Source organism: Kitasatospora sp. NPDC048365 (assembly GCF_043200835.1).
Lineage (GTDB): Bacteria > Actinomycetota > Actinomycetes > Streptomycetales > Streptomycetaceae > Kitasatospora > Kitasatospora terrestris.
Window position 1 is genome coordinate 1 of sequence record NZ_JBICYJ010000083.1, and the last position, 18,004, is coordinate 18,004.

General features: G+C 73.1%; 14 protein-coding genes. 11 read left to right on the forward strand and 3 right to left on the reverse strand.

Features of this window, described 5'->3' with window-relative positions:
• Nucleotides 1–739 precede the first annotated feature (739 nt).
• Nucleotides 740–970, reverse strand: a complete 231-nt coding sequence (locus ACGFX4_RS40420) for a hypothetical protein (RefSeq protein WP_393086052.1) — start codon at nucleotides 968–970, stop codon at nucleotides 740–742.
• A gap of 200 nt (nucleotides 971–1,170) precedes the next feature.
• Here ACGFX4_RS40420 and ACGFX4_RS40425 point away from each other — a divergent pair, with 200 nt between their 5' ends.
• Both ACGFX4_RS40425 and ACGFX4_RS40430 read left to right on the forward strand, forming a co-directional pair.
• Nucleotides 1,171–3,804 carry a tetratricopeptide repeat protein gene (locus ACGFX4_RS40425; protein WP_393086054.1) on the forward strand — a complete coding sequence of 878 codons (2,634 nt, stop codon included), beginning with the start codon at nucleotides 1,171–1,173 and terminating at the stop codon, nucleotides 3,802–3,804.
• A 322-nt stretch (nucleotides 3,805–4,126) separates the two neighbouring features.
• Complete coding sequence (locus ACGFX4_RS40430; RefSeq protein WP_393086056.1) at nucleotides 4,127–4,570, forward strand: SRPBCC family protein; 444 nt, start codon at nucleotides 4,127–4,129, stop codon at nucleotides 4,568–4,570.
• Between the two features lie 107 nt (nucleotides 4,571–4,677).
• On the opposite strand, the gene ACGFX4_RS40435 is transcribed toward ACGFX4_RS40430, so the two are convergent.
• Complete coding sequence (locus ACGFX4_RS40435; RefSeq protein ID WP_393086058.1) at nucleotides 4,678–5,109, reverse strand: hypothetical protein; 432 nt, start codon at nucleotides 5,107–5,109, stop codon at nucleotides 4,678–4,680.
• Between the two features lie 453 nt (nucleotides 5,110–5,562).
• Here ACGFX4_RS40435 and ACGFX4_RS40440 point away from each other — a divergent pair, with 453 nt between their 5' ends.
• The 6 genes from ACGFX4_RS40440 to ACGFX4_RS40465 all read left to right on the forward strand — a co-directional run bounded on the left by ACGFX4_RS40440 (nucleotide 5,563) and on the right by ACGFX4_RS40465 (nucleotide 12,392).
• The gene (locus tag ACGFX4_RS40440) at nucleotides 5,563–6,726 is read left to right on the forward strand and encodes a cytochrome P450 (RefSeq protein ID WP_393086078.1); all 1,164 of its coding nucleotides are present in this window, start codon (nucleotides 5,563–5,565) and stop codon (nucleotides 6,724–6,726) included.
• A 325-nt stretch (nucleotides 6,727–7,051) separates the two neighbouring features.
• Complete coding sequence (locus tag ACGFX4_RS40445; protein WP_393086060.1) at nucleotides 7,052–7,207, forward strand: hypothetical protein; 156 nt, start codon at nucleotides 7,052–7,054, stop codon at nucleotides 7,205–7,207.
• A gap of 120 nt (nucleotides 7,208–7,327) precedes the next feature.
• Nucleotides 7,328–8,158 carry an alpha/beta fold hydrolase gene (locus ACGFX4_RS40450; RefSeq protein ID WP_393086062.1) on the forward strand — a complete coding sequence of 277 codons (831 nt, stop codon included), beginning with the start codon at nucleotides 7,328–7,330 and terminating at the stop codon, nucleotides 8,156–8,158.
• A 165-nt stretch (nucleotides 8,159–8,323) separates the two neighbouring features.
• Nucleotides 8,324–9,862 (forward strand): alkaline phosphatase D family protein, encoded by a 1,539-nt coding sequence (locus ACGFX4_RS40455; RefSeq protein WP_393086064.1) that lies wholly within the window; start codon nucleotides 8,324–8,326, stop codon nucleotides 9,860–9,862.
• The gene (locus ACGFX4_RS40460) at nucleotides 9,855–11,117 is read left to right on the forward strand and encodes a hypothetical protein (protein ID WP_393086066.1); all 1,263 of its coding nucleotides are present in this window, start codon (nucleotides 9,855–9,857) and stop codon (nucleotides 11,115–11,117) included. The genes ACGFX4_RS40455 and ACGFX4_RS40460 overlap by 8 nt, the downstream gene beginning before the upstream one ends.
• A 291-nt stretch (nucleotides 11,118–11,408) precedes the next feature.
• Nucleotides 11,409–12,392, forward strand: coding sequence for an LAETG motif-containing sortase-dependent surface protein (locus ACGFX4_RS40465; protein ID WP_393086068.1), 984 nt, complete (start codon nucleotides 11,409–11,411; stop codon nucleotides 12,390–12,392).
• Nucleotides 12,393–12,724: 332 nt separating this feature from the next.
• Here the strand turns inward: ACGFX4_RS40465 and ACGFX4_RS40470 are convergent, their stop codons facing one another.
• A complete protein-coding gene (locus ACGFX4_RS40470; RefSeq protein ID WP_393086070.1) occupies nucleotides 12,725–13,045 on the reverse strand; it encodes a hypothetical protein in 321 nt (106 codons plus the stop codon).
• Between the two features lie 72 nt (nucleotides 13,046–13,117).
• On the opposite strand from ACGFX4_RS40470, the gene ACGFX4_RS40475 reads away from it, so the two are divergent.
• From ACGFX4_RS40475 to ACGFX4_RS40485, 3 genes are all read left to right on the forward strand, one after another.
• Entirely contained in the window at nucleotides 13,118–13,543 is a 426-nt protein-coding gene (locus ACGFX4_RS40475) for a hypothetical protein (protein ID WP_393086072.1), read from the forward strand.
• Between the two features lie 261 nt (nucleotides 13,544–13,804).
• Nucleotides 13,805–15,961 (forward strand): NPCBM/NEW2 domain-containing protein, encoded by a 2,157-nt coding sequence (locus ACGFX4_RS40480; RefSeq protein WP_393086074.1) that lies wholly within the window; start codon nucleotides 13,805–13,807, stop codon nucleotides 15,959–15,961.
• 190 nt (nucleotides 15,962–16,151) lie between these two features.
• Nucleotides 16,152–18,004, forward strand: a 1,853-nt coding sequence (locus ACGFX4_RS40485) for a sulfatase-like hydrolase/transferase (protein ID WP_393086076.1), incomplete at its 3' end; no start/stop codon positions are given.

The window sequence follows — 18,004 nt, forward strand, 5'->3', positions numbered from 1 at the left end:
CCCCCCCCCCCCCGCCCCCCCCCCCCCCCCCCCCCCCCCCCCCCCCCCCCCCCCCCCCCCCCCCCCCCCCCCCCCCCCCCCCCCCCCCCCCCCCCGCGCCGGGGCGACGACTCCCGCCGCCATGCGCGCGGTCCCGGGGGACCGACTCCCGTCACCCCTGGCGCCTGCCGTGGGGGATGCAGCTGAGGGCGGGGCACTGCGCGGCCGATCGTTCTGCTGTATGTCGCGCTGAACGTGGTGGCGGTCGGGCTCCGGGTGCTTGTGCACTTCGGGCCGCAGGCCCTGGCGGGCGTCGGGCCGGCGGGCGAGCGCGGCATGCTGAAAGTGACGAGTTGTCAGGATCGCGTGTACTCCACCGATCACGGCGGCAGCGGTACGACGCACCACTGCCACGGCGACTTCCGGTCCGCCGACGGCGGGCCGGTGGCCGAGGGCGTGGAGCCGAGGGGCGGTTCGGGCGACCAGTACCTGACGTCGAACTCGCGCAAGGGCGACCGCCGGACAAGCCCTGGTGGTGCGACCGTCCGAACTCGTGATGGCGGGTCGCCGGCCCCGGAGCCACCGATCCTTGGCCGGCCGCGGCGATCCGGGCCGTCAGTCGGCAGCCGCCAGTCGTCAGCCGTCATGCCCGTCGCCCGGGGGTCGGATGCGCGGAGCGTCGACGGGCATGGAAGCCCGCCCCGGGCGGGAGAGGCGTGGGCGGTGGTCTTCCCCCTTCTCCCGGGGCTGGTCCCGGAGGTCAGCCGATCAACGTGTGCAGCCCGAGCACACTCGCCCCGGCGGCGGTCAGTCCGATCAGCACCGCGCCGGCCGCGGGGGTGCCGTCGAGGAAGGCGAGCCCTCCGGCGACCAGGCCGATAACGGCCGCGGAGAGGAGGACGATGGCGGTGCGGGCCGTCAGGAACGGCGGGGTGGGGGAGGGCGGGGTGGGGGAGGGCCGGCTCTGCGGGGTCGGGTCGGGAGGGGTCACGTTCACTCCATCGGGTTGCCGGGGCCGCGGTGCGGTCCCGGAGGGGCTGGCCCGGTGAAACGCCGGGCGGACAGCAGAAGCCTGCGACCGGTCTTGGTAGTCCCCAAGCCGGAGAGACGTCTCCGCAGGTAAGGTCCGGACAACGGTGGGTTGTCCCGGGATGTCCGGGACGGGGAGAGCTCCAGGGGCGGGAGTCGGGCATGGGCAGGCCGTGGGGGCCGATCGGGGCGCGGACGACGCCGGAGACCAGGGCACTGGCGCTCTTTCTGCGGGAGCGGATCGACGAGTCACCGCTGACGATGACTGCCGTCGCGGATCGGATCCCCTATTCGAAGACGCGGGTCGGGAACTTCCTGTCGGGCGACCCCGTACCCGATCGGGACTTCGTGGTCGCGCTGGTGCGGGTGACGGTCCCCGAGCCGCAGCGCCAGGCACTTCTGCTGGGCGAGGCCGGCCGCCTGCTGGAAGCCGCCAAGAACCCGAAGGAGCGTGACGCGGGTCAGGGCGCGGGCGACCAGGATCTCGCCGGTCAGGTCGCGCGGGTACGCGAGCAGCAGGTGGAGACCCTCGAACGGCTGACCCAGGCCCTGGAACGGCAGGGAAGGCTGCAGGAGACGGCGAAGCACTCCACGCAGTTGATCGTGGTGCTGCTGACCATGATCAACACCTTGCAGGGCAGGGTGCAGAGCCTGTCCGCCGAACGCGATCGGCTCCTGGGCCCCGCCGGCGACCAGCGCGTGCTCCAGGAGACGCAGCACAGACTCGCGCGCGCACTCGACCAGGAGCGCCGGGCGAAGGAGGAACTCGAACGCGCCCGGGACAAGCAGCGGCAGGCCGAAGACCTCGCCGCCCGCGTCCGACTGCAGGTCGACGAGCTGGCCGACGAACTCGACCGGCTGCGTACCGGGGATCCCGACCCGGGACCGTCGGCGGCCACCGACAACGGCCCGCACGCGGCGCCGCGCGGCAGCGCCGTCACGACGGACCCCGTTGCCGACGACATCGAGCGGGCCCTTGCCCAGGCGGCCTCGGTCAACGACAGCGACGAGGAGACCCTCCAGCACATCACCGCCGAGCTTCGGGAGACCACCAGGACGCAGGCGGCGCACAGCGATCCGGCCGACGGCCTCGGCCACCCGCGGGTTGTCCCGGACAACCGGGACAACCCCCTGACCGGCGCAGTCCTCCCAGCCGAACCTGTCGGCCGGCGTTGGCCGGGCGCCACGCGGCTGTTCGCCAAGGTCATCGAAGCCGGTTCGGTGATGCTGAGTTCCTCGTCCCTCGCCGGCCGTATCGGCCAGGCCACCCGCCTGGGGACGGCCGGGGACCCGGTGGAGGCGGCCCGGCTGCTCGAGACGGTCCTCGCGGACTGCATGCGAGTGCTCGGCCCCGACCACACCGAAACCCTGCGTGCCCGGCACGACCATGCCTATTTCCTGGGAGAGGCCGGGGACCCGGGGCAGGCGGCCCGGCTGTTCAGTGAGCTGGCCAAAGACCAGGTACGGGTCCTGGGCGCCGACCACCCCGACACCCTTCACGCCCGGCACAACCAAGCCTGTTACGTGGGGGAGGCCGGAGATCCGGCCGAGGCGGCCCGGCTGCTTGCGGCGGTGGGCACCGACCGTGCGCGGGTCCTGGGTGCAGAGCACCCCGAAACCCTCAACACCCGGCACGACCGGGCCGCCTTTGTGGGGGAGGCGGGGGACCCGGTCGAGGCGGCCCGGTTGTTCGGTGAGCTGGCCGAGGACCGTGCCCGGGTCCTGGGCGCCGACCACCCCGAGACCCTCACCGCCCGCGAGGACCAGGCCAACTTCGTGGGCGATGCCGGCGACCTGACCGAGGCGGCCCGGTTGTTCGGCGAGCTGGCCGAGGACCGTGCCCGGGTCCTGGGTGCCGACCACCCGGACACCCTCAACACCCGGCACGACCAGGCGAACCTCGTGGGGGAGGCCGGGAACCCGGTCGAGGCGGCCCGGTTGTTCGGCGAGCTGGCCGACGATCGTGCCCGGATGCAGGGCACCGACCACCCCGACACCCTCAACGCCCGCCACGACCACGCTCGCCACCTGGGCGAGACCGGCCGACACATCGAGGCTGCCCGGCTGTTCGGCGAGCTGGCCAAGGACCGCACCCGCGTACAGGGCGCCGACCACCCCGACACCCTCCAGGCCCGGTCCGTCCAAGCCCACTTCGTGGGAGAGGCCGGGAATCCGGCCGAGGCCGCTCAGCTGTTCGGCCACGTGGCATCCGACCGTGCGCGGGTCCTGGGTGCCGACCACCCCGACGTCCTCAACTCCCGGCACGACCGAGCCCACTACCTGGGGGAGGCCGGTGACCCGGGGCGGGCGGCCCGGCTGCTCGAGCCGGTGGTCTCGGACTCCACACGGGCACTGGGCGCGGACCACCCGGACACCCTCCACCTCCGCAACAGTCACGCCTACTTCGTGGGGGAGGCCGGCGATCCGGTGGAAGCGGCCCGGCTGCTCGAGGCGGTGGTCTCGGACTGCACGCGGGCACTGGGCGCCGACCACCCCGACACCCTGCGCGCCCGCCAGAACTTCGCCTGTTACCTGGGGGAGGCCGGCGATCCGGGGCAGGCGGCCCGGCTGCTCGAGCCGGTCGTCTCGGACTGTACGCGCGTGCTGGGTGCCGACCACCCCGACACCCTCTCCACCCGCGAGGACCACGCCTGCTACCTGGGGCAGGCCGGTGACCCGCGGCAGGCGGCCCGGCTGCTCGAGGCGGTGGTCTCCACCCGTTCCCGTGTGCAGGGCCACGACCACCCGAAGACCCTCAACGCCCGGAAGCAGTACGCCCGCTACGCCTCGGGATAGATCCGGCCCGCTCGGCCGGCGGCGTGTCCCGAACCCGCAGACCTGGGTCCACAACCCCCGGATCCGGGCAGAGCCCTTCGGCCTCGCTCCCTGCCCCGCCCTCCTGGGGAACACGGTGCCCGGGATCGCCTGGCTGTTGCCCAAGCACAGGCAGGAGCACCGGACCGCCCTCACCTCGGCCCAACAGGCGGCCCGCACAGGAGGTCGGCGACCGGGTCGCTGCTGCTGTCCTCGCCCTGTGCCCCGCCGCCGGGAGGCGTGGGCCGGGACTCTCTGGAATCCTGGGTGTGAAGCGACTGCCGGACCACCGCGAGGAGCCGTCATGTCCGGACTGTTCGAGGCCAGTGTCGAGGTCGACCGCCCGGTGGAGGAGGTCTTCGCCTACCTTGCCGACGGCCGCCACGACCCCGAGTTCAGCCCTCGGGTCCTGGAGATCGCGAAGACTCCGGACGGGCCGACCGCTGTCGGGACGGTGTTCCGCAGCACCGTGAAGGACGCCGGGCTGAAGACCTCCCGCGAGTTCCGCATCACCGGCGTCGAGGCGCCGCGCACCCTCCGGTGGAGCGAGCAGGGCAAGAACCTCATCACCGCCGAAGGCGGCTACGACCTCGAACCGCTGCCGGACGGCCGGACCCGCGTCCGGATCTTCAACGAGCTCGAAGGCCACGGCCTCGGCAAGGTCCTGCTCGGCCCGGCCCTGCACGCGGCCCGCAAGGACGCTCCCGACTTCGCCCTGCGGATCAAGGCCGCGGTCGAACACGCCTGACCCGGCGCCAGGGTCGGCCGATGCACGACGCCCAGGCGCGGCATCGCCGTACCGCACGCGCGTGTGCGCGTGCCGCGGCTCGCTGCCGTCGAAATCCCGCCGGTCCGTCAGTTGGTCGAACGGCTTGCTGCGTTGGCGCCGGTGAGAGCGGCGGTCAGGATGCGGATCGCTTCTTCCGCGTCGCCGAGTTGCCCGGGGGTGGGGAGGGCGGTGCCGAAGGCGCGGCCCTGGGGTGCGGGCGGGCAGCCCCAGTGGAGCGCCGGTGCCAGTTCGCTGCCGCACCGGCCCAGGAACCAGGCCAGGTGCCCGTGGGTGCGAGCCACGGCGAGGGCGACACAGGCGAGCGCCTCGCGCACCCTCGCCAGCCGCTCGATGCTCGGCAGTTCCGTCTGTGCCGGCGCCCGGCCGACGGCTTCCGCGAGTGACTGTGCGGTCCGGCGGGCGAGCACGATATCCGAGCGGGTCGGCTCCCACAGGCCCTGTGCCAGTTGATGCCGGGCCTCCGCCACGATGTGTCCGACCGAACCGGTCATGTCCATGGCGCCCACCCTAGCGGGCGGCCCGCCGTTCGGGCAGTGGCGCCCGGAGGCCGACGCCTCGTCACGAACCCGACGGCCGGCTGTGGTTGCCCGGTCGCCGAGGGCGGGGCCGGTGGCCTGCGGCGGTCGGCGAGAGCGCCGCGACCGGTGCGGAGTCGGAGTGGGCCGATGGCCCGCCGGACCGGCAGCCCGACCCGCCCGAGCGATGGCCGTGACCCGCGCCTCAGCACCGTTCCGGCCGCCGGGGCGCGTCCGTCCGACCGGGAGGACACGACAGCGACCCGACCCGCCGTCAGCCGGACCGGTCGCGGTCGCAGCCGAGCTGACGTCCCGTCGGTACGGAGGCGTGCGTGGTCCGCCGGCCGCCGTCCGTAGGATGAGGCGGTGACTGCCACCGAGCCGACCTCCGCCGTGTCCGTGACCGCCGCTGCGCCGAAGGCGCCCGCCGACCCCGTGGCGGCGTTGACCGCCGACCCCCACGCCGGCTTCGCGGCCCTGCGGGAGAGCGGCCCCGTGCACCGGGTGACCGGGCCGGACGGGCTGCCGGTCTGGCTGGTCACCCGCTACGCCGACGTCCGCCAGGTGCTCGCCGACCCGGCGCTCGCTCTCGACAAGCGGCACGCGGCACCGGGCAACTACCGCGGCTTCGCGCTGCCGCCCGCCCTCGACGCCAACCTGCTCAACATGGACCCGCCGGACCACACCCGGATCCGCCGCCTGGTCGCCCGGGCGTTCACCCCGCGACGGATCGCCGAGCTGCGCGGACCGATCGAGCAGCTCGCCGACTCCCTGCTCGACGCGATGGCCCCGCTCGGACAGGCCGACCTGATCACCGCGTACGCAGCCCCGCTGCCGATCACCGTCATCTGCGACCTGCTCGGCGTCCCCGCGGACGCCCGCCACGACTTCCGCGCCTGGACCGACGCCCTGGTCGCCCCCGACCCCGAACGCCCGCAGGACGCCCGGGCCGCCGTCGGCGCGATGCTCGCCTTCTTCACGCAGCTGATCGCCCGCAAGCGCGAGCAGCCCGGTGACGACCTGCTGTCGGCACTGATCGCTGTCCGCGACGAGGAGGACCGCCTCGGCGAGGACGAACTCACCTCGCTCGCCTTCCTCATCCTCTTCGCCGGGTACGAGAACACCGTCCACCTGATCGGCAACGCCGTCCTCGCCCTGCTCGCCCACCCCGAGCAGCTCGCCGCCCTGCGCGCGGACCCCGGACTGATCGCCGGCGCCGTCGAGGAGTTCGCCCGTTTCGACGGGCCCGCGCCGCTCGCCATCCGCCGCTTCGCCCGCGAGGACGTCACCATCGGCGGCGTCACCGTCCCGGCCGGCGAGACCGTCCTGGCGGCCCTGGCCTCCGCCAACCGCGACCCCCGGCAGTTCGCCGAGCCCGACCGCCTCGACCTGCGCCGTGCCGACAACCCGCACCTCGCCCTCGGCCACGGCATCCACTACTGCCTCGGCGCCCCGCTCGCCCGCATGGAGACCGAGATCGCGCTGACCGCACTCCTGCGCCGCTTCCCGGCGCTCGCCCTCGACGAGTCGGCCGGCGGCCTGCGCCACCGTCCGTCCCTGCGCGCCCGCGGGCTGCTGGCGCTGCCGGTCCGCTACTGACGTCGGCACGGCTTCCGGCGGCCGGGGGAGCGTAAGCCGGGGCCAAAAAATTGAACACGTTCAAATAGTGTGCCATGCTGGCCTCCGTGGAGGGGGGCCGGGATGGCGGTGCCGCGATGGGTGTGGCCGTGCGCGCCGGCGTGGGCCGGAGTGGTCGGGGTGAGCCCGTGGTTCCTGCCTGGGGCGTGGGGCGGCCCGGACGGCGGGCCGATGATTGAGTGCGCGGCGTGCGTGGCGGCCTCGGCGTTCGTGGTGGGGGTGGCGCTCGGGCGCGTCCGTGCGTGGGTGCCCGGCATGTCGGTGGGGGGGACTCTGCCCCCTCGCCATGGCGGCGGCCTCCGGCGGGCCGGTCGGGGAGGCCGGGGGTGAGGCGCTGTTCCCGCTCGGGGTCCTGCTGATGCTCGCGCTGCTGGTTCAACTCCCCCTGCTGATCGGGCTGTGCCTCGGATCGCTCGTCGGTTCGCTGGGTGAATCGGGCTGAGCCCTCCCGCCCGAGGCTCCCTTGCCGACCTGCTGATGCGACCGTCTTGCACGTACGTCTTGTACGGTCGTCTAAATTCTCGTATCGTTGTCACCGTCAACCAAGCCAGGGGGAATCGCCATGAACGACGCAGTGATCCAGAGCGACACCGCGGTCCGCGCCGAGCTGACCATCGACGGGCGCAGGCTGTCCTACCTCGACTTCGGGGGCACCGGTCGCCCCCTGGTCGCTTTGCACGGGCACCTGTCCGAGGGCGCCACCTTCGCCGACCTCGCCGCGGCTCTGGGCCCCGAATGGCGGCTGATCGCCCCGGACCAGCGCGGTCAGGGCGAGTCCGACCGGGCCGCCGACTACTCGCGGGAGGGGTACCTCGCCGACGTCGAAGCGCTCCTCGACCACCTGCGGCTGGACCGGATCGTGCTCCTCGGCCACTCCCTCGGCGCAATCAACGCCTACCAGTTCGCCGCTCGACACCCCGAACGCGTCGCCGCGCTCGTCAACGCGGAGGGCCCGGCCGCGCTCGGCCTGGACGGATCGAACCCGTTCGGCTTCCTGCTCAGCCTGCCGTACGACGCGCCCACCCGCGACGCGCTGATCGCCGGACTCGGGCCCGCCGCACCGTACTTCACCGACCGGCTGCGGGAGAACGCCGACGGCACCTGGCGGCTGCCCTTCCACCCCCAGGAGATGTACCGGTCGGAGGACCAGGTGCACGGCGACCACTGGGCCGACTGGACGGCCACTACCTGCCAGGCCCTCCTGGTCCACGGCACCAAGGGCGTCATCCCGGCGGAGCAGGTCCGCGCCATGGTCGACCGCCGCCCCGGCACCGTCTCCGCCGAACTGGACGCCGACCACCTCGTGTACACCGCCGCACCCGAGGCCTTCGCCGCCGCGGTGCGCGAGTTCCTCGCGACGGTCCCGCCGGCGGAGCCACGGCCCGCGCGCTGACGGCGGGCGGCGCACCGGCGGCCGTCCGGGCGCGTCCCGACGGCAGCGCCTCCGCACAACGGGGCCTGCCGTCGGGAGGTTCACCAACGTGCGCCGCTGTCACGTCACTTGACGGTCCCCGGTGGAGGGGCGGGAGTTCACCCGGGTCCGCGAGCATGGCCGGTCATGAGCAACCTCAGTCGCCGCATCTTCATCCTTGGCGGGCTCACCACCGCGGGCGCCGCCGCGCTCCAACTCGGCTCGCCGGCCTGGTCGGCCGCCGCCGTCACTCCCTTCCCCTTCACACTGGGCGTCGCCTCCGGGGAACCGGACGAGAGCAGCGTGGTGCTGTGGACGCGCCTGGCTCCCACGCCGACCAACGCGGACGGCCAGGGCGGCATGCCCAACGCCGACGTAGCCGTCGACTGGCAGGTGTCGACCGACCAGAGCTTCGCCGCCCTGGTCTCCTCCGGCACGGTCACCGCCCGGTACGCCCAGGCCCACTCGGTGCACGTGCTGGCCGGCGGGCTCGCTCCGGACGCGGAGTACTACTACCGGTTCCGCGCCCAGGGGTTCATCTCCCCGGTGGGCCGGACCCGCACCGCGCCCGCTCCGACCACGGTCGGGCGTGACTTCACGATGGCCTTCGCCTCGTGCGCCCACTACGAGAGCGGCTACTACACCGCCTACCGGCGGATGGCCGACGACCGCCCCGACCTGATCCTGCACCTGGGCGACTACATCTACGAGGGCGGCGCCGGTACCGGTGGCGTGCGCCAGCACCTGGGCAGCGAGATCGTGTCGCTGGCCGACTACCGTCGCCGCTACGCGCTCTACCGCAGCGACCCGGACCTGCAGGCGGCGCACGCGATCGCGCCGTGGCTGGTGGTGCCGGACGACCACGAGGTGGAGAACAACTACGCCAACATGGTCCGCGCCGACAGCAGCCCCGTGCTGACGGCGGCGCAGTGGACCGCGCGGCGCACCGCCGCGTACCAGGCGTACTTCGAGAACATGCCGCTGCGGGCCGCCGCGACGCCGTCCGGCAACAGCATCCAGCTCTACCGCCGGGTCCGCTGGGGCACCCTCGCCACCTTCCACATGCTCGACACCCGTCAGTTCCGTGACGACCAGGCGTGCGGTGACGGGACGAAGGTCTGCGCCGACGCCGACCTGACGAACCGTTCGATCACCGGTGCGGCCCAGGAGGCGTGGCTGCTCGACGGTCTGGGCCAGCGCCTGGGCACCTGGGACCTGATCGGCCAGCAGGTGTTCTTCGCCCGCAACGTGAACTCGGCCGGCGCGATGAACATGGACGCCTGGGACGGGTACCGGGCCAGCCGTTCGCGGATCCAGCAGGGCATCGTCGACCGGGGCGTCCGCAACCCGGTCGTCCTCACCGGTGACGTGCACGCGTCCTGGGGCAACGACCTCAAGGCCGACTACGCCAATCCGTCCTCGGCGACGATCGGCTCCGAGCTGGTCTGCACCTCGATCACCAGCGGCGGCAACGGAAGCGCCACCACGACGGTCCCCAACGGCTCGCTCAACCCGCACCTGCGCTTCTACTCCAACCGGCGCGGCTACGTCCGCACGCACATCACGCCCTCGCAGATCACCGCCGACTTCCGTTCGGTGGCGACGGTGACCGAGCACGGCGCGGCGGCGACCACCGCCAGGACCTTTGTCATCCACGACGGACAGCCGGGGTTGGCCGATGCGTAAGCTCTCCGTTCTCGGCGCGGCCGTCGCCGCCTTCGCCGCGGTCCTCGCCGGGGTCGCCCCGGCCTCGGCGGCCGGGCCCACGTCCTGGGAGACCGTCAACAGCACCGCCACCGGTGACCAGGACACCTCCTCGATCGCGGCCAACCGGCTCGGCGACGTCGCCGTGGTCTGGGAGGACGACCGCGACTCCACCGACCCGGGCGACAACGCGCACAGCGACGTCTGGGTGCGGACGTACCACAACGGCGTCTCCGCCTACGAGACGAAGCTCTCGGCCGGCGGGACGGCCGGCACGTCCTGGCGGCACCTCCAGCCCGACGTGGGGCTCGACGACCGGGGCAACGCCGTCGTCGTGTGGGCGGAGGACCCGGACGGCAACGGCTACTACAACATCGCCTACCGCGTGCTCTCGCCCACCGGCGCCGTCCTCGGCTCCGGCCAGGCGAACGCGAGCCCCGACGGCCAGCAGATCCGCCCCCGTGTCGCGGTCGACCCGGACGGCGCGCCGGGCAGCACCACCGCGGTCGCGTTCTCCGTGGTGTGGGAGGACATCCAGGGCACCGCGGCGGCGACGGTCAAGGCCGCCGGGTTCACCGGGACCACGACGAAGGCCTACGAGGTCACGGTCAACGCGACCGGCGGGGCCCACCACAACCCCGACGTCGCGACCTCCGCCTCGGGCGACGCCGTCGTCGTCTGGGACGAGGACACCGACAACAACGGCTACTACCAGATCGGCCTGGTGAGCCTGGCCAAGGCGAACGGTGCGGTGGTGCTCACCCGCCGCAGCGCCAACAGCCTCGGCGGCGGGCAGCAGCAGCGTCCGGCGGTGGCCGCCGACTTCAACGGCGACTTCGCGGTGGCCTGGGAGTCCGACCACACCGGCACCCGCGGGGTCTGGGCCCGGTCGTTCACCGCGACCGGCGCCGCCGGCTCCGCCGAGGTCGAGATCTCCAGCGGCACCGGAGCCGGCAACCCCGGCGTCGGCATCGACGACCAGCGGCACGCCGTGGTCGGCTGGAGCGTCGCCGGCACCGACCCGGCGGTCCGGGCCCGGGGCCTCAACCCCGACGGCACCTTCACCGGCCGGCTGCCGTCCCAGTCCGTCAGCCAGCTCACGGCCGGCCGGCAGGAGCAGGTCGCCGTGGCCTCCTCCCCGTTCGGCGTCCTCGCGATCTCGTACACCGACGACAACGACGGCAACACCTTCGACCAGGTGCTGATGAGTACGGGCGCGACGAACTCGGACTGGTGACCGTCCCGCGACCTACGGGTGTTCGCCGGGTCGCCCCGGGCGAGGTGATCCGGCAGACGGTTCCGGGACCGCGGGAGAACGCGGCTCTCCGGTACCTCTGCCGGATCACTGGGCAAGGCCGGTGACCGGCTCCGACGGGGGACGACGGACGGGCCCCACTGCGCGGACCGTTCGGTGCGTGCACCTAGAATCTCCCCGGCGCAGCCAGATCGTGAGGTGATCGGGCTGCCGTGGGTTCTCACCTGGGAACCCGCACCTCCTGGGGGGACAGTGCAGATGAAGCTTCGTCGGATGGGGGCGACCGCTGTGGTCGCGGCCGCGCTGGGCTCGGTGGCCCTGGTCGGCGGCACGCAGGCCGAGGCCGTGGACGGGGACAGCGCCGCGGCTGCCTCGGCGAGCGCGTCAGCCTCGGCCTCGGCGAGTACGGACGCGGGGGCAGCGACGGTCGGATCGTCCGCATCCCCGAGCGCGTCGGCCAGTACTTCCGCTCAGCCGAGCCCGTGGGTCGGTGCCTCCACATCCCCGGAGCCCTCGCACACCCCGGGCCCGGTGGGCGACCTGCCCCATCCCGAGCCGGGCAAGGAATGCCGGGACTACCCGGTCGGGGAGAACTCCGTCCGGTCCGAGTTGCGGGGCCTTCCCGGCACCATCGTTGCCGGCTCGGGCTGGCACGAATTCGGCTACCGGGCCACCAACATCTCCGACCGGACGCTGGCACAGGTCGACCTGAACATCGATCTCGGTGTGGTGCTCGGCGGCAGCGTCACCGACGTCGACCAACTCCTGCTCACCGTCCAGTGGTTCGACGTTGCCGACCAGACCTGGAAGAAGGCCCCCAAGCAGCTCGCCAACTACGGCCTGTTCGCCGGGGCCCGGGATCTGCGGGCCGGTGAGTACGTGGACGCCCGGATGCGGATCCGGGTCGAGAGCGGGGCACCCGCCGCGAGCGCCTACTTCTTCACCGTCGGCTACTCGCTGGGCGTGGAAGGCAAGTGCGGCTACGGCAGCCTCTACCGGTGGGACTTCAAGGTCGCACCCGCGGGTACCCCGCCGGTCTCGGGAGGGAGTTCGGCCCGTCCGGTGCCGGCGACCGATCCCGGTGCCGGCGCCTCCGCCTCGCCCGGCCCGGCGCCGGACCGGGTGACGCTCCCGGTGGCCGGCCGGCTGGCCAGTACGGGTTCCTCCGACAACACCCCGCTGATCGCGGCCCTCGGTGCCGGCGCGGTACTGCTCGGCACCGGGACGGTCGTCCTCGCGCGTCGCCGAACCCGCTGACTGCGGCCGCCGTCATCGAGCACCTCGGTATCAACAACGACCGACTGAGGGACGCTCGGCACAAGGTCCGGCCGGTCGCGCTGCTTCAGTGTCGGCCACGCCGAGCGCCAGGTGCGAGCGTCCTGACAGGTCGGTGGGCGTGGGGTCAGGGCGCCGGTGTGTTCCGGACGGTGCGGGTGAGCCGCCGGTGGGTGCGGGAGAGGACGGCGGCGGTCGTGAGGAGGATCGCGTCGAGGGACGGCGACGGACGCGAGCGGGGGCAGGTGGACGGCCGCGGCGATGCAGGCGGCACAGCCGATGAGGCGTTCGCTCCAGGCGGTGGCGCGGAAGTATCAGGCGGTGGTGGCGAGGTAGAGCGCGGGTCCGCCGAGCAGGAGCAGGGCGAGCGTGGTTGACCCGCGGCCGAGCGGGTGGGCGATGACGAGTTCGCTGCCGACCGCGAGGGCGGCCAGTGCGGCCAGCACTCCGTAGGCGCCGTTGACGCCGAGGCGGACGGCGCGGCCGAGATCGAAGGCTCCGGCCTGCTCGGCGGTCCTGGTGTCTCGGCCGGGACGGACGACACCGACGAGGACGGGCAGCACTCCGACCTCGGGACGGAAGGGGGAATCGTCGGCACCGGCATCCTGGACGGCCTGCAGCAGGGCGCCGGTCACGGCCGGCCGCTGGTCGGCGACGACTCCACTTCGTTCGAGGTCGTCAAGGCGTCACAGAACACCCTCAACCACGTGAACCACGCGAACATCAAGGACGCACTCCACAACTCCATCGGGAAGCAGGACGCCGTGCTCGACTCGGTCGTCAACGTCGCCAACCCCCACTCGACCATCCACGCGCCGCTCCCCGGCCCCCAGGAGGACAGCCCGGCCGGCGGACACGGCATGCTCGGCAAGCCCGGCACGGGCTTCTTCCACATCCTCGGCCCCGAGCCGGTCTTCGGCGACTACTTCAAGACGGTCGAGGAGTCGGAGCTGGCGTTCAACCAGCTCTTCACCCTGCACCCCGACCTGATGACGCAGACCGCGATCGGCAAGCCGTACAACCTGGACCCCGACGTCCTGGCGAGGGCCGAGGCCATCGTGAAGAACGGGGACCCGGCGGCGCCCGAGGTGAAGGCGGCGCGCTACCTGCTGGCGCAGGCGCTCTCGCGCTGACCACACCTCGCCGAGACGGGGGCACTGCTCCAGGGGCCTGCCAGTCGCCGAGAGGGGAGTGCCGATGCGAAGCGCGCACCTGCTCAAAACTGGGCCTTTGTGCGGGACTTGCTTGACGCCAAAGATGAACGCGGAGTTTCCTGTGACCGCAGCACCGCAGCTGTTGGTTTCCGGTGGATTACGTCGGAGTCTGTTGACACTGGGCCTGTGGCGGCCCCAGCGGCGCGGACGCTGCGCACCAACGTCCCCCCAGGAGTCGTCATGCGCTTCAACTCCCGCTCCCGCCGAAGAGTCGTCCGGCTGAATGCCCTTCTCACCTCGGCGTCCCTGCTCACCGGTGGACTCGCCGCCTCCGTGGTCGTGCAGGTCGCCACCGCCCCGCCGGCTGCGGCCCTCACGAACGGCCTGGCCCTCACCCCTCCGATGGGGTGGAACAGCTGGAACAAGATGCGCTGCATGCCCACCGAGCAGGCCGTCCGGGACATCGCGGACACCATCGTCGCGACCGGCCTGCGGGACGCCGGCTACGAGTACGTCAACATCGACGACTGCTGGCAGGACCCGTCGCGCGACAGCGCGGGCAACCTCGTCGCGGACCACGGCAGGTTCCCCGGCGGCATCAAGACGCTGGCCGACTACGTCCACGGCAAGGGGCTGAAGCTGGGGATCTACGCCACCCCGGGACTCAAGACCTGCGCCGAGATCTACGACAGGTACCCGGGGCAGCTCGGCAGCAAGGACCACGAGGTGCAGGACGCGAACACGTTCGCCTCCTGGGGCGTGGACTACCTCAAGTACGACTGGTGCAAGGCCGACCAGGACGGCGTGGTCGCCGCCACCGCCTTCCCCAAGATGCGGGACGCCCTCAAGGCCACCGGCCGCCCGATCCTCTTCAGCATCCACGACGAGCCCGAACAGCCGGTTCCCGCCTGGCGCGCCGACAGCGCGAACGCCTGGCGGACCACCGGCGACATCAACGCGAGCTGGGGCAGCGTGATCGGCATCGCGCACGCCAACCAGCCGCTCGCTTCGCTCGCCCGCCCGGGCGCCTGGAACGACCCCGACATGCTGGAGGTGGGCAACGGCTCCATGACCGATGCCGAGCTCCGCACCCACTTCAGCCTCTGGGCCGAGATGGCGGCCCCGCTGCTGATGGGCAACGACCTGACCAAGCCGGGGAGTGCCAGATTGGACATCCTCGGCAATCGCGACGTGATCGCCGTCGACCAGGACCCCCTCGGGCAGCAGGGCGCGGTCGTCTCCAGCAGCGGCGGCCTGGTGGTCATGACCAAGCCCCTCGCCGACGGGAGCCGGGCCGTCACCCTGACCAACGAGACCGGTAGCCCGCAGACCGTCTCGACCACCGCCGGTGCGGTGGGCATCCCGGGTGCCGCCTCGTACACGCTCACGGACCTGTGGTCGAAGCAGACCACCACCTCGACCGGTGCCATCAGTGCCTCGGTGGCCTCGCACGACACCGTGATCTACCGTGTCACGCCCAGCGGGCCCACCGCACAGGGCGACGGCGTCCACCGCCTCGGGGACCTCGTCTGGGCCGCCACCCCGACCAACGGCTGGGGCCAGCCCGAACGCAACCGGAGCAACGGCGAGACCGGGCCCGCCGACGGCGGGATCCTCACGGTCAACGGGACCACGTACGCGCGCGGACTGGGCGTGCACGCCGGCTCGGAGATCACGTACCACCTCGGCGGGACCTGCACCGTGCTGTCCACCGACGTGGGCGTCGACGACGAGGTCGGAGACAAGGGCTCCGTCCGGTTCCAGGTCTACCGGGACCAGACCCTGGTGGCCGACAGCGGCGTGCTGCGCGGCACCGACCCCGCCGCCCACCTCACCGCCGACCTCACCGGCGGCTCGGACCTGACGCTCAAGGTGACCAACGCGGGCGACGGGGGCGGGTACGACCACGCCGACTGGGCCGCGCCGGTCATCGGCTGCGGCAGCCGACCGACGGCCGGCACCCACCCGGTCAGCGACCTGTCCTGGGAGGCGCTCCCGACCAACGGCTGGGGCCAGGTCGAGGTCAACCGCAGCAACGGCGGGACCGGATCCGGTGACGGTCGCACCCTCACCGTCAACGGCACCACCTATGCCAAGGGCCTCGGTACCAACGCGACCTCACGGATCACCTACTACCTCGGCGGCACCTGCACGAACCTCTCCACCGACGTCGGCATCGACGACGAGGTCGGGAACAACGGCTCCGCCGTCTTCAAGGTCTACGCCGACGGCACGAAGGTCGCCGAGAGCCCCGTCCTCACCGGCGCCGGCCCGGCCGCGCGCCTGAGCGCCCCGCTCGGCGGCGCGCTGGAGGTGACCCTGGAGGTCACCGACGCCGGCGACACGAACGCCTACGACCACGCCGACTGGGCCGGCCCCGTCATCACCTGCGGCTGAGCCGCCGACTCTCACCGCCCGACGGACCCCCTCCGGGTCCCGCCTCGCGACGGACCCGACCGCGCACCGCCTCGTCCGGTCCGTCCGGCTGCTCCGGCTCCCCCGTCCGGGAGCCGGAGCAGCCCCCGCACTCCCGCCCGCCTCGCGCTCCGGTGCCCGCCGGTGCGCGGCCGAACCCCCAGGAGTCCCCGTGTCCAGCAACCGCCGCAGTTTCCTCGCCGCGACCGCCGCCGTGACCGTCGGCGCCGCCGTCGTCCCCCGTGCGTTGGCCGCCTCGACCTCCGGTGCCACCACTGCTTCCCCGGCCGCGGTCACTGCCGCCCAGCCCCCCGGTCTGCCGAACCTGCTGGTGATCCTCGCCGACGACCTCGGCTACGGAGAACTCGGCTGCTACGGACAGAAGCTGATGAAGACTCCGACGCTGGACCGGCTCGCCGCCGAAGGGCTGCGCTTCACCGACGCCTACGCGGGAGCCCCGGTCTGCGCCCCCTCGCGTGCCACGCTGCTGACCGGCCTGCACGGCGGTCACAGCCGGGTGCGGCAGAACCCGGCCACCGGCGCCGGGCAGGGCGCGCTCACCGCCGACGACACCGTGTTCGCGGAACCCCTGCGCGCGGTCGGCTACCGGACCGCGGTCATCGGCAAGTGGGGGTTCGGCCCCAATCAGGCCGGGCAGCCCAGCCACCCCAACGAGCGCGGTTTCGAAAAGTTCTACGGCTACATCGACCATGCCCACGCGCACGAGTACTTCCCCACCTACCTCTGGGACAACGACCGGAAGGTCGACCTGCCGGAGAACAAGGACGGGCGGAAGGCCCTCTACGCCCCCGACCTGTTCCGGGCCCAGGCGGTCGAGTTCGTCACCGCCGCCTCCGACCGGCCCTTCCTGCTCTACTACGCCCCCACCACCCCGCATGCTCCGAGCGCCGACACCCCCGGCCAGTCGGCGTACGACTCCACCGGCTGGTCGGCGGCGAACAAGGGCCACGCGGCCCAGGTCAGCCACTTCGACGCGGACGTCGCCGCGCTGCTGGCGGCCCTGCAGAGCGCCGGCCGCGACCGCGACACCGTCGTCATCGTCGCCGGCGACAACGGCCCCCACGAGGAGGAGGGCTTCGACCCGGACCTGTTCGACGCCAACGGGCCGCTGCGCGGCTACAAGCGCAACCTCTACGAGGGCGGCATCCGCATCCCGTTCATCGCCTGGGCGCCCGGCCGGATCCCTCCCGGCACCACCGACCGGCCGACCCACTTCGCCGACCTGCTGCCCACGCTCGCCGACCTCGCCGGCGCGCCCCGGCCGCGCGACATCGACGGGCTCTCGCTGTCCGGCCTGTTCACCACAGGCGTCCCCGACAACAGTCACGGACACCTCTACTGGTTCCGCAAGGACGGAACGACGCCGCGGGCGGCCGCCGCCGAGGGAGGCGGAGACAACATCCTCCGCGTCGCCGAAGCCGTCCGGGAGAACCAGTGGAAGCTCCTGCGCTTCGTCCCTCTCGACAAGGACCGCTCGGTTGCCGACCCCACCTGGCCGACTGAGCTCTACGACCTCACGGCCGACCCGGGGGAGAGCCGCAACCTGGCGGCCCAGAACCCCACGGTGGTCACCCGCCTGATCGCGGCCATGTACCAGGACTGGAAGGAGGGCGAGTACCAGCGTGCGCCGTTCGGGTTGCGCCTCGACGGGCCCGCCAAGGTCGTGCCGGGCCGCACCTCCGACGTCACCTACGAGTTCACCGCAACCCTCTCCAACGGCTCTGCCGCTCCGTGGACCGGCAGCACGCTGTCCCTGGCCAGCCCCGCCGCGGACTGGAAGCTGGAGCGCTTCGACGGCCGGGTGCAGGCGGACCTCGCCCCGGGTGAGGCCCTGGTCCAGCACTGGCGTCTCACCGTCCCACCCGGCACCACCGCGGACGGGGCCGACTGGCAGGTCACGGCCACGGCCGGGGGGGGGGGGGGGGGGGGGGGGGGGGGGGGGGGGGGGGGGGGGGGGGGGGGGGGGGGGGGGGGGGGGGGGGGGGGGCGGGGGGGGGGGGGGGG